The 13039-nt window shown below is 51.7% G+C and carries 6 protein-coding genes and 1 tRNA gene; 2 read left to right on the top strand and 5 right to left on the bottom strand.

The genetic code is table 11. From position 1 onward, the window contains the following. The first annotated feature begins 16 nt into the window (after nucleotides 1–16). Nucleotides 17–442, top strand: a complete 426-nt coding sequence (locus BW941_RS05830) for an Hsp20/alpha crystallin family protein (protein WP_076514700.1) — start codon at nucleotides 17–19, stop codon at nucleotides 440–442. 162 nt (nucleotides 443–604) lie between these two features. Beyond that, a complete protein-coding gene (locus BW941_RS05825; RefSeq protein WP_068437741.1) occupies nucleotides 605–1171 on the top strand; it encodes a hypothetical protein in 567 nt (188 codons plus the stop codon). Between the two features lie 103 nt (nucleotides 1172–1274). Here BW941_RS05825 and BW941_RS05820 read toward each other — a convergent pair. The 5 genes from BW941_RS05820 to recC all read right to left on the bottom strand — a co-directional run bounded on the left by BW941_RS05820 (nucleotide 1275) and on the right by recC (nucleotide 12936). After that, nucleotides 1275–1351: transfer RNA gene (locus BW941_RS05820), tRNA-Val, on the bottom strand. A 104-nt stretch (nucleotides 1352–1455) separates the two neighbouring features. After that, nucleotides 1456–4116, bottom strand: a complete 2661-nt coding sequence (locus BW941_RS05815) for a DUF748 domain-containing protein (RefSeq protein ID WP_076514698.1) — start codon at nucleotides 4114–4116, stop codon at nucleotides 1456–1458. Beyond that, on the bottom strand, nucleotides 4113–5948 hold the full coding sequence (recD, locus tag BW941_RS05810; protein WP_076514697.1) for an exodeoxyribonuclease V subunit alpha: 1836 nt from the start codon (nucleotides 5946–5948) through the stop codon (nucleotides 4113–4115). The genes BW941_RS05815 and recD overlap by 4 nt, the downstream gene beginning before the upstream one ends. Next, a complete protein-coding gene (recB, locus tag BW941_RS05805; protein ID WP_076514696.1) occupies nucleotides 5945–9565 on the bottom strand; it encodes an exodeoxyribonuclease V subunit beta in 3621 nt (1206 codons plus the stop codon). Before recB ends, recD begins: the two co-directional genes overlap by 4 nt. Then, complete coding sequence (gene recC / locus BW941_RS05800) at nucleotides 9562–12936, bottom strand: exodeoxyribonuclease V subunit gamma (protein ID WP_076514695.1); 3375 nt, start codon at nucleotides 12934–12936, stop codon at nucleotides 9562–9564. Before recC ends, recB begins: the two co-directional genes overlap by 4 nt. Between the last annotated feature and the right edge of the window lie 103 nt (nucleotides 12937–13039).

Below are 13039 nucleotides of genomic sequence, written 5' to 3'. Positions count from 1 at the left end.
GTGTGGAGAAACTTCTATGACTCATTTAATTAATCGTTCATCTCTGTTTGATGATCTGTTCCGCGATGTTGCATCTGGCTTTTACGTAAAACCGCTTCATGGTGATGCGTTACCTAAGAGCGTGAAGGTTGATGTCACTGATGCTGGTGAAAATTACCTGATACATGCCGATATTCCCGGCGTATCAAAAGAGGATATTCATGTTGATATCGATGGCGCACAAGTATCAATTAAGGCAGAAATAAAACAGAAAGACAGTACGTCCGATGATCAACGCGTGCTGCACAGCGAACGCTATTACGGTTCGGTATCCCGTAGCTTTGAGCTGCCACAGGACGTCGATATTGAAAGGTCCGCAGCGGAGTATAAAGATGGCGTCCTGCAACTGACTTTACCGAAAAAAGTGCAGCAGGAATCTCAGCGGCGACTGACTATCAACTAACCCCCTGGGAATCCATTCAGGCCACTACAGAAGTAGTGGCCTGGCCCTAGTCTTAGTCCTGGTACCAATCCAGTATTAAGTCTCTCCCATCAGGACAAAGCCCCTTCCAATTGACTGAGTAATGGGTAAGAATTAGCCATTATTTTGACACAAGGTCTCCCGGTGGCAGGGTTACGAGAAAGGAAACTGGCGATTACAGCAGACCTTCATTGGTCGCTGGAAGAAATGAGGGCGAAGGAACTCGGCAAGCAGTTTCTTCTGAACCTCAGTGAGTTTCTTCCCGTATACAGCCCAGCCCTTCGTCAGGTCTACTCTGACTACGATACTTACTTCACAAAAACCTCAGTGGTCATTCTTCCTGACCCTGCCGACTTTACGGCCACCTACTCTCACATCCCAGAAAAATCGGTAAAAGCGACGGGCCTGTTACTGCATCCGACGCCTGATGGTGTTGGTGTTAATCTCAGATTGAAAAATCAGAAATCCAGAACACTGCCCTTAGAAACTGCCTTTCAGCTCGTTCGCAAACAACTCCGCGGCCCGTTTCTTCCCGTGGTAAAACGTGGCGACCTCAGAGACTTTGATCAACTCACGCCTTGTCTGCATCTCAATGCGTTAGCTTTGGGTAATGCAGACACTCTTTCGCGGTTCGAGCGTATTGATATCGCCAACGCGCTGGAGGAACGGGTCGAGGAGCTGGTATTAGCCGCTCATTTGCTCGGAGTGTAGAGGCCCTCTTGGTTTTGCTGGCGAGGCCTGTATCGCGGATAGCAAAGTAGTTAGGAAGAGAAACAAAAAAGCCGCTGCATTGCTGCAGCGGCTTTTTAAATTCTGGTAGGACTACCCAGATTCGAACTGGGGACCTCTACCATGTCAAGGTAGCGCTCTAACCAACTGAGCTATAGTCCTGAAGTGGTGCGTATATTACTCAGGCGCTTCACATTACGCAACCCTTTCTGAAGAAATTGCATACGAATCAGCAAGATAGCGCCATAAGCATTCTGCAACCCGCACTAGACGCCGAGAATAACCTCTGGCTTGTCTCCTTTCTGAGGCGCACAGACCGTGACCCGGCCCGATAAAGACTTATCGTTTTTGTCCTGCTTCTCAGCCAGATAGGCTTTCACGGCCGCACCGCGCTTCACTGCCTCGCTGTACCAGGCATCTCCCCATGCCTCGACTTCCTGCGGGCCTGCGACCGGGCACGCCTGAAGCTCAAGCTCAGGTTTCTTCGACATCATATCAGCCACGGTATCCAGATAAGCGGTATGCTCCTCATTCAATTCCAGTTGTTGAGGTTCATAGTTAAGGTTATTGAGACGGATCGCAAACAACTGATCGCCCGCGAGGGATGCAATACTGATCAACTGACCGTATGGCACGAGAGACTGCTTCAGATAGTAGAGGGTCGCGGTACGCAGTGCCTTGCGACTCACCTGATTAATGACATCGTTAATGCCCACATCCGGCTGAGTGATGTCGCCCGATAGCGGTACGTCGATGCGGATATTGTTGTTGTCGTCTTTCAGCACTGACAGTGCCGTTTCAACCGGCATGGATATCTGTTTGCTCAGGCGGTCGATAGTTTCTTCATCTGCGGGCTCAAACTTGCTGTTCTGCAGCTTAATCAGCACATTACCTCCGAGCTGACCGTCGGTAATACTGATGATTGAGTCAACGCCTAACATGCCTTTTTTAAGTCGATAACCCATGGCGTCGACGAGGTAAGGGTTGAAATCGACCAGGTTGAGCTGGTCGATATCGACCTCAAGCTTGCCCTCTGGATAATCCCCTTTCACGCCCATTTTTCCGCTGGCACGGATACGGTTGTAGGTATCCAGAGCAAGCAACAATGTCAGGTCAACGCCACTTTCGAGCTGCTCGGTATCAATTGCTCCCGTCGAAAGCTCCAGTACTTTACCGCTGGTATTTACCGTCGGTGTTACCGCTTCATCGGTCCAGTTGAAGGTTGTAGCGGGTATATCATCGCCCTCTGTCAGCAACTGAATACCGGCAATCTGAACTCTGAAAGGCACCGCTTCGGTAGCTGTCTCATCCGTCGTATCTTCAGTGGCGGACGAATCTGTACCAGAGCCAGACTCAGGAGTTGCCTCTGCCTCAGCTTGAGGAACACCTTTAATGCTGCCGTCTGCAAGACGGGTCACGTTAGACACCAGCCCGTAAAACTGATGTACGCCTGATGCAAAACCCGACGGGGTCGCCGTAATATCGGTGATCTGATAATGCGCCAATGACGCCAGCGGCACTTCTTCACCCGGCGGTGTCACGCTCAGTGCATTCAGTTCCAGAGAGGATACTTTCTGCTCATCTGCATTTGCCTGAACGCCGATAACCGTCAGGTTACCCAGTTGCAGAACACCAGCTTCAGGGTGACGTGCCCTTAAGGTGTCGAGTGCGGCACGGCCAATATCAGCAACAGGCTGAGTAGAGAGTCCTTCGACTCTGACTTCTGAAGTAGTAAAGGCCGCAAGCGATAACTCCGGGAACCCGGCCAGGTTGCCACTGAAGCCTTCGAGTGAAAGTTCTTTAATCAAGACGTCATCTTCACTGGCGCGCCAGCTCACCTGGCTCAGCATTAACTGGTCCAGTTGCGCTTTCTCATCATCCGGTAACTGAGCCTGCACATTTTTCAGTAGTAAAGATCTGAGACCTGCGGTCATACCACTTTCGCCCAGATTGAAAGATGCACCTTTGATATCCAGCGCATTGAATTCCACGCCTTCAATACCCGGTGCATCGAGTGCCAGTGCAGTCAGCGATATATCACCCGAAATATTTGGTTGGGTTAACACCTTCTGAGCCTCTGCCTGAAGGCGGAGCGTGACTGGGGAACGCAATACCAGAGATTCCTCGCCGATGGCAACACTCAGCTCGCGCAGAGTGACATCTAAAGTGAGAGGCGTTGCATCGTCGGTTGCCGAATTGAACAAGCCCGTCGATAACTCACTTAATTCAACGGTGACTGCCAGCCCGGCTTGCTGCCACTGAATCAAGTCATCTGTGAGCGATATATCGTCGACCCGGAGTGACCAGCCTTCAGGAAGAGGCCCGGAGCTGCCTGTCTGATCGCTCGCCTGCTCACTCTCCTGATCGCCCGACTCATTGGCTACTTCACCGTTGTCAGGCGTTGCTTCTTCAGCCTGGTCAGAGCCCGGCAGAGTGATACCCGCCAGGGAGAGCCCCTCCTCGGATTGCTTTCCGCGAAACTTTAATCCGCTCACACCCACGGATTGAATATGGATTGTCTGATCGAGCAACGCAGAGAGGTTGACGTTAATACCGATAAAATCAGCGCCGACCTCTGCCTCTGAATCCTTAACGGGATAGACCGCACTGACGTCCCGCAGCTCGACTTCGCCGGTGAAGGGTGACAGCGTCCAACCACCAATAAGAAGCGACTGCCCTTCTCCCTGCTCGGCATACCATTGCTCGACGTAGCGCAGCGCAAAGAAAGGAGCGGCAACAAACACCAGCAGGTAAATACTGACCAGAACCGCAACGAGTATCAGCGGCAGCTTCAGCCACAAGGGAGTTTTAGCCCGATGACGAACATACTTGGGATACTTTTTCTGCGCCTTTTTCTGCGCTTTTTTCTGCGATCCTGTTAATGCGTTCTGTTGCGCATTATCTTCTGTTTTTCGACTGTCATTCATAGTGCGTCGTTATTGCTCCAGAGCGCGTCTCTAAGGCCGCTTGCTCTTTCTGTTCTGGAATTCAAAGCCTGTTGCCAGCAGGCGTTCCCTACCTGACACCAGAATTGTTTTTTTGCTCGGGTAATGGCCGTATAGACCAACTCCCGCGTAATCACCTGCTGCCATTTTTCGGGTAAAAGAAGCATCACAGCAGAAAACTCAGACCCCTGGCTTTTGTGTACCGTCATGGCAAATGCCGTCTCGTGATTAGGCAGGCGGCCCGGCGACAGGAAACGCAAACCACCCTCCGCGTCGCGGAAGACAACACGCTCCTGCCCTTCGTGCCTGAGCATAATACCGATGTCCCCATTGTACAGGCCGACATCATAATCATTGCGGGTAATCATGATTGCGCGCCCCGGATACCAAAGCTGGCTGGTGTCTGACAATAAACCAGCTCTGTTAAGCAGACGTTCAATTCGTCGATTAGTTTCTTCAACCCCGACTGGTCCACTGCGCAATGCCACCAAAACCTGAAACTGGTCGAAGGCATCAAGAATCCACTCTGGCGAGGCGCCGTCTTCTATCAGGCGACAATACTGACGATAACCCTCAACAACGTGCGCCTGCCACTCTTCAGAATCTACCGCTAAGCGCACTGCATCAGCAAAAGCCGGGTCCTCTAACACCTGATCAGCCTGTTGAACGGCCCCCTGATTCACCGCACGCGCCAGAGCGCCAATACCGCTGTGTTCACCAAATCGATGGGATTTACGCAACTGGACCATCGCATTCTGCATAATTGAACATTCTGCTTCGATAACGGCGCTCATGTCGTAACCCGTTAACGCCCCCAGTCGCGCGGCAAAAGCGTCGGTAATACCGTGTTCTGTACCGGCGTCGCACAAATCGGCAAGCACACTCCCAGCCTCAACCGATGCGAGCTGGTCACGGTCCCCCAGAAAAATAAGACGTGTCTTTGGAGCCAGTGCACTCAGCAGATGAGCCATCATTGGCAAATCAATCATGGACGCTTCATCGACCACGATGCAGTCATACGGAAGGTAACGTTCATGGTGGTAGCGAAAGCCTCGCGGGCTCCAGCCAAGCAGACGATGCAGAGTAAAACTAACCGAGGGAATACCATCGGCATGCGGCAGTCCACCGCGCTCACGGGCCTGGCGGATGGATTCTGTCATGCGTGCCGCAGCTTTACCGGTCGGCGCGGCCAGGGCAACCCGTAGATCCGGGTTTTCACTCAACAAGGCACTCAGCAAACGAGTCACCGTGGTCGTTTTTCCTGTGCCGGGGCCTCCAGTAATCACACACAGCGGCTGAACACAGGCCGTTGCGGCTGCAATAGCCTGCCAGTCGATATCCGCTTCCGGGGCTGGAAACAGTTTTCGCAACGTCGTCGCCAGCGCCTTACTGGCCGGCATGCCTTCCGGGCTGACGCGCTGACGTATCTGCTCCAGCACCGACTGCTCATATCGGAAATACCGGTTCAGGTAGACCCGCTCACCCTGAACGACAAACAGTGCTGATGTATCTGCTTCTGACGTTGCGATAGAAACAGTCTGACAGCGCGTCAGCTGGTCAGTCGTCGGTAGATGCTCAGGCGATACAGCCAATGCTTTTGGCCAAGCTGATAATTCGAGACACACCTGTCCGCGGCCGAGGACATAACTTACGGCACAGGCCGTCAATATTAAGGCCTGCTGGTCTTGTGGAGAGGTTGTACCGTATCTGGACTCCCACTCCACTGCCTGACGAGCCAGCTGATAATCAATCGCACGGATAAGATCGCTTTCTGACCAGAGCTTTAAGTAATCGGTGCTCACTGGGCAACTCATGGGGCAACCTCCTGCGCTTGCTCTGGCAATATCGCTTTTCGCCACTGGCGCAGAGATTCAACACTCACGGGCGTGAAGCAGACGCCGGCATCAGGGTCTGTATTGTGATCGCTTTTACGGAAATGACTTCCCATACCACGGAGGTAGAAATACACACTGCCACCTAAGTGCTTTTGCGGCTGATAATCAGGCAATCGACGGCTGAGCAATTGATCAAGTGCCAACATATAAATCCAGGACTGCAGATCGTATCTGTGGTCACGCATTGAATCGCGCAATGCCGAGGGCACATAGTTACGCCAATGATCACCCAGATGGTTCGATTTATAGTCGGCGACGTAATAACGGCCCTGCCACTCAAAAATAAGATCGATAAAACCTTTCAGATAGCCGGTTAAAGGTTCAAAGCTGAAGCGTTGATCACCTCCTAACAAAGCATCAATATCCGACGCCGATAGCTGGCCCACGGGTAGATAAAATTCCATTTCATCCAACCGTGACGATGGCTCAATGTCTTTCAGTGTGAGAGTCGTATCGTAAAGTGCCAATGGTTGACTCACGATACTTTCAATCCAGTCTGACACCTCGTCGACGGGCTGCTCCTGCAGGCCATAGAGATTCAGCTGCTCTTTGCACACATCAAGCAGAGCCTCTTTATCGTGGAAATCCCAGTGTTCAAAAATTGCGTGCAAACAGGTCCCCGGATTGGCACCTTTCGGGAAACGCAAAGCCAGCGGCAATTCGCCATCGGATACTGAAGAGACATCTGTGACACCTGCCTCCCAGTCAAAGTAATGCCCTAAATCTGCCGCTGCCGCTTCAACACTGTGGGCGGCAGAATTTGCAGAGTGGGCAGCCAGCTGGCTGTAACTTCCCACCCGCCAGTGGTCGCGCCAACGCGCTTTATTGATTGCCGGAACAACCGGCGGAGGTGGGACATTAAGTTCGGCCTGACCGGCTACCCGCCACTCTGGCAGCTCACCGATAAACATGCCGTCAATATCTACGTCAGCGATACCAGCAATACGTCCACCATTGCTTAATAACTCACCCAATGCAGAATCGAGCCAGATCGGCGCACGTTTATTTTTGGCGCCTGTCTGCACATTCGCCAGCCACATATAACAGCCGAATTTCGCCCGTGTTAAAGCAACGTATAAGAGCCGCATCTGCTCGGCTAACGTATCGCGAGCCTGCAATTCTTTTGCTTTATCATCCGGTGCAAGATCGCGTACCAGCTCACGACCATTAAAGTAAATCGTTTCTGTATTCTGGCGTCTGGGCCTGGCACTGTCGGCCCAGAGGTACGGAAGAAATACAAAAGGATATTCAAGCCCCTTCGATTTATGAATGGTGACAATATTGACCAGGCGTGAGTCGGTTTCAAGGCGTAGCTGAGCTTCTTCACCACGATCAGAATCCGGGTCTATACGCTCACTGAACCAGCGAATCAAAGCCTGATGGCCACGAAGTTTACGACTTTGTGCCTGGAGCATTTCCCCGAGGTGGAGAATATTGGTGAGAGCACGCTCACCGTTTTCCATTTTGCGCAGACGCACGGCACGCTCATCATCTTCGAGCCATTGCATCAGCATGGCCATGACACCCCGGCGTTGCCATATCTGGTGATACTCGTGCATGCTGGCAAGCTGAGATTCCCAGATATTTTCATCATCCTGCATCTGCACCAGATCATCGGCTGTTGCTCCCCAGATTGAGGTAGCTATTGCCCGACGCACACTGGTTTCATTGCCGGGATGAGCAATGGCTTCAAGCATTGCTAACAGGTCCCAGGCTTCTACAGAATCAAGTACGCTGTCGCGCGTCAGATAAACACTGCCAATACCTACTCGGGTCAACGCATCCCGAATAATCTTTGCCTGTGACCGGGAGAAAACCAATACGGCAATATCACCGGCCTCAACCGGCTTTCCTTTCGCATTCTTTTTACCATTAACCGGGAAACTGGCGGCACCCGACATTAGAGCGCCAATCTGAGAAGCACACTCATAGGCTATTCGTTGCTGGGCTTCTGGTTTCGATTCTTCCGGATCATCACCCACCCACAGCTGTAACGCTTCCGTCGGAATATTCTGCTGCCAGAGGGGAGCCTTTTTATCGTGATGACCGCCGGCCTGTACCGGGTAAAACTGAATTGCGTCATCAAAGACGAAAGGCTTGTCGTGATTCTGCCAGAGTGCATTTACCGCATGAATCAGGTGACTATCACTGCGATAGTTCGTATCCAGTGTAAATCGCCGATTCTCATCGACTCGTTTACTGGCGGCCATATAGGTAAAGATGTCACCACCACGAAACCCATAAATCGCCTGCTTAGGATCACCGATCATAATCAGGCCATGCTGATCATCCGTGTTATTTACGGCAGCCGACTCATTGACCTCAGAAGACTGATATATACGACTGAAGATTCGATACTGAACCGGATCGGTGTCCTGAAATTCATCGATCATTGCAATCGGGTGCAATCTTCGGATCTGGGCTGCCAGTTCTTCGCCCTGCTCAGACTGCAGAGCACTATCAAGAAGGCGTTGAAGATCATTACTGGTGACGACCGCCGCTTGCTCTAGAAGGTCAATGTAACGGTCGTAAATAGAACGAAACCAGGTCAGCTCCTGAGACTGCCTGAGTGTTCTTTCAAGTTCGATCAGCTCATCAATTTTTTCAAATAGCTTATGACGTGGCGGCTCACCCGTTTTCGTTTTTTCACTGAGCATAACTGAACCGAAACGGTTCAGGTTGGCCGGAATAGGCAAAGCCTGCCCTGCTGCGAAGTAATCTCCGGCCTGCTGCAACCAATTAGGAAAATTCTTACTGCTGTAACTGCGTTTATCGATATCGGCCGAAGTGATCTCTTTGACGATGTTGTCGTGTCCAAGAAGAAACCATAGGTTTTTAGCATCTTCGAACGTTTGCTTTAAACGCCCCCAGAGCGCGTCAAAGTCTTCTTTGATATCCGGCTTAGTACGCACACCTGGTTTATTCATCCAGCTGCGGAAATACCTGAACAGGGAATCCGGATCAGAGAAATCTGATGTCAGAAACTCAAGCACGTCCCGATTCTGCGGATAGCACAGCTGACGCCATATATCTTCACAGGCGCGGCGAAGATATTCTTCACCTTCTACTTCTAATGCCTGGTTAAACGCCACACCACTGTCGAACGCGTAGCGTTTCAACATCTGCGCGCAGAATTTATGGATGGTACAGATAGAGGACTCGTCCATCTGGGCGAGGTTTAGCTGCAACCAGGTCTGAAGCTCTTTTATAAGTGCTTCAGAAGAGACCTTATCGGTTTGTAGTTCGTTAACCCAACGCTGAATGTCAGGGTCAGGCATTACCCCCTGCTCTGCAGCCAATAAATTCTCAAAGGCATCACGTAAGCCAGCACGAATCCGGCCGCGTAATTCTTCCGCAGCGGCATTAGTAAAGGTCACCACCAGAATCTGAGTGCAATCAAGCTTCTGGTTAATTCCATGCCCCAGTACGGCACGACGATATAACTGATTAATCGTGTAGGTTTTACCTGTGCCCGCGCTCGCTTCAATCAGCGACCGCCCCAAAAGAGGAAACGTATGAAGGTCGAGTTTATTCACGCTTCGGCCTCCTGCTGCAAACATTGTTCGGGAAGCGCCCAGATCCAACGGTGTGTTTCCAGCCAGTCTTCCAGGCCACCAGATAGGAGAGTCTCTGCCAGGTTTGGATAACAGCGCTGCATTGCTGTTCGGTTAAATGCCGAAAATTCGTTATCCGCCTGTTTTTTCAGCGTATCCATTTTCTTTGCATCATCGGTGTGTAATAGCGTCCACTGTACCCCGGGGACAGCGTCCTGCGGCGCAGTCCAGCTGGCAAAGTAGTGATCGAGGCAGTGACGTACGTACTGAATGGCTTCATCCTGTGAGGGTGCGTCAAATATAAATTCTTCAGTTTTCTTTTTACCGCCGACAATCACCGCCATATCCACCAGCCCCGGCTGTGCGGCCGCCGCGAACACCAGGTCGAGCCATAAGTTCAGCAAATGCTCACCACGTAAATCTCCGGCTCTCCAGTACACCAGCTGGCGATTCCAGCACTGTGCATACTCTCCACTGATTTCAACCGTCGACGTATTCTCATCGGTTATACCAGGGTCATTCACCAGCAAGGTCAGAGCGCCGCTGTCTGGTTCGCCGGAGATAAAATGTTTAACGCCATCAAGTAACGGCGCTAATTCATTTTCAATCCGGCTTACGTAGATGTCTCCCAGCGCATTGACCGGTAGGCTGCCCAGTGCCTGTTCTCTGTATGTGAAGTCAGGAATATCTGAGGGTTCGGAAGTGGCTAATTGATCCTGTATCCAGCGTTGTTTCAGAAGACTGTTTTCCAGTGCGTCCGGTTGGAATATCTCTTCATTGCGCGATTGCGTCATATGGAGATCGGGTTGCAATCGGAGTCGGCGTTTTACAAAAAAGCTCGCGGGTTTCAACAGAGATTCTTTTACATCACTCCACAGTACTTGTTTACGACTGAAGCCTTCTGGTATCGCCACGGGGGCTGAATAGAATGGCCTGAATTCAGAATCACTGTGGTCTGTGTTGGCCACGTCTGCCCATAATTTGTGATAGCCAGCTACGGCATTTATGTGCTCAGGCTCATAGGTGCGCCGATTAAACGGCTGCAATGGAAGTTCTTCGGTTAACCAGCTGCGCAGTCGCTCCCGGCTCTCTCGTGCAGGTAGTTTTTCATCACCTTCAAGGCAATATGCATCACCGATGTAATCAAGAAGTTCGCTGATCAGAACCGAGGGTTGCAACTCGTGGTTTTCCCGGGCATCGCGTCCGCGGTAACTGATGTAGAAATTCTCCTGCGCAGAACACAGTGCCTCAAGAACGAGGTAACGGTCGTCTTCACGTCGGGAACGATCTCCCCGACGCGCTCGCCCCTGCACCATTAAATCAAAACCGACCGGAGTCACCTGACGCGGATAATCCTGATCATTCATTCCCAACAGGCAGACTGCTTTGAACGGAATCGATCGCATCGGCATTAAGGTACAGAAGTTTACCGGACCCGCCAGAAAACGCTGCCAGCCACCTTGTTGACCGAGATGTTCCTGAAACCAGCTGCGCACCACCTGAGGTGATAAGGCTTGGTCGTACGCTGCATCACTGAGTTCTTCTGCCCAGCGCTGAATAGCATCGCGGACCCGCTGAAGCTGAACACCTTCATCAAGGTCGGGTTCATAAAAATCATCCAGTAATTCAGGAATGGCGGTCATCCATTCTTCTACCGTATGCGTTTCAGACTGATAGCCGCGCCAATGATCAAGAGTTTCGATTAACTGGATCAGCTGGCCAAGAAGCTCAGCTGCTCCACCTTCTACGCCAAACACTGGCCAATCTTCGCCCTGATGCGCTGTAGCAGCGGTGGGCAGCATTAACCCTAACAATAACTGACGCAAACCTTTGCGCCAGCTGTTCTGACCAAAGGCAGGAAAACCAAGGTCACTGCGGTGATCACTGTCTAACCCCCAGCGAACACCTGCGTTATCAAGCCATGCACGCACGCCCTCGAGATCGCCCTCTTCAATGCTGAACCGACGACGTATGGCGGGCACGTCCAACCAATCAAGCACATCGGTCAGTTGCAACCGGCTATCAAATAAACTCATCAGAGACACGACGCTATCGAGTAGCGGGTTCTCCTGAACCTGCGACTGATCTGCAATCGCCCACGGAACACGATGACCTTCGGGCGCGCTGGCGAATACAGCATCGATATAGGGGGCGTACTGGTCGATATCGGGCACCATCACCACAACGTCGCGAGGTTTAAGCGATGGGTTGTCGTTGAACCAGAACAGGAGCTGGTCATGCAGGCGTTGAACTTCCCGCAACGGGCTGTGCCCCGAGACTACCCTCAGACTCTCATCGTTCTTAGATATTGATGATTTGAAGCGGCTACTTTTTAAAGCTGCTGGTTGATAGGCCGCTGATTGACCATCCCGGAGGTCTAACAGATCTGCCTGAATATGCTTCAGTAGGCTTGTTCGCTCAATCTCTGTAAACGCTTCAACGTCCTGTAACTGACCTTCATCTGAGGTTTCGTGCACAAGCGTCAGAAAATCTTTACCAAGACGCCCCCAGCTGGCCAGTAACGGGTTACCACGCTCTAGGTAATTCTCCGCATCTGGGTTGGTCTTCAGAATCCAGGCTTTCTGTCGGTCACTGACAATATCTCCCCAGAAATTACGACAAGGATTCAACAGGAAGAAATGCACATCGATATGACCAGAAATCGCATTAAGAACATCCCAGTAACCACCGGGTAAAGCTGCGATACCAAATACAAATAAGCGTTGTGGCATAGCGTTTAAGCGATGCCCATTTTCAGCAACGATGGACGCTAATGAGGTCGTCAGCCGGGCGCGGTGCTCGAGGCTATTCCCCAACGCCCGACTGTCAGCCACCAGCGCTCGCCAGACCCGCGGCTGCCAGGGATGAACCGATACATCACTGTCATCGATCCCGTCTATGCCCTTTTCCCAGTTAAGCAGCCAGTCGGGGCGATACACCAGATACTGGTCAAAAACGTCGGCTATTTTATGAGCAAGTTCATAGCAGCGCAGGCCATCAGGGTCGTTCTTGAGGTAACGGGCAATACCTTCACACTCAGGTTCATCTTTCAGCCCCGGTAGAAGGCGCATTAACTTCCATGCCATGGCCTGTTTCTCAAAGTGCGAACGCTCGGGCAGCTCAGGTTTGAGCGTATTGAATACCTTCCAGACGTAGGCCGATGGCAGAGGAAAATCGACCTGAGCCGCTACTCCGAGGCCGTCGGCCAATTGAAGCTTGAGCCAGTGTGCCATGCCCTGTGACTGAACGAGTATCTGCTCTGAATCAAAAACACCGGGTGGGTTTTGACGGATCTCGTTGAGCAGGAGCTCTTTCAGGACTTCAAGATCGTTGGAATGGTATAAGCGAAACATGGCGTCCTTGTCTGTCTGGTCGTTGGGCGTGACTGAACTGAGGACGTTCATTGTAACAGGGTTTTGTGTGGCGACACGCCCCGTTTTCACCTACGGGACGTGT

This window comes from Thalassolituus maritimus (assembly GCF_900156675.1).
In the GTDB taxonomy this organism is placed as follows: Bacteria; Pseudomonadota; Gammaproteobacteria; order Pseudomonadales; family Oceanobacteraceae; genus Thalassolituus; species Thalassolituus maritimus.
Note: the sequence above shows the minus strand (reverse complement) of the source record. Positions and strands in the feature narration are given on the sequence as shown.

Bases quoted from the DNA above. Each gene is read 5' to 3' on its own strand.
- recC (WP_076514695.1), bottom strand. From the start codon at position 12,936: ATGTTTCGCTTATACCATTCCAACGATCTTGAAGTCCTGAAAGAGCTC.
- recD (WP_076514697.1), bottom strand. From the start codon at position 5,948: ATGAGTTGCCCAGTGAGCACCGATTACTTAAAGCTCTGGTCAGAAAGC.
- BW941_RS05815 (WP_076514698.1), bottom strand. From the start codon at position 4,116: ATGAATGACAGTCGAAAAACAGAAGATAATGCGCAACAGAACGCATTA.
- BW941_RS05830 (WP_076514700.1), top strand. From the start codon at position 17: ATGACTCATTTAATTAATCGTTCATCTCTGTTTGATGATCTGTTCCGC.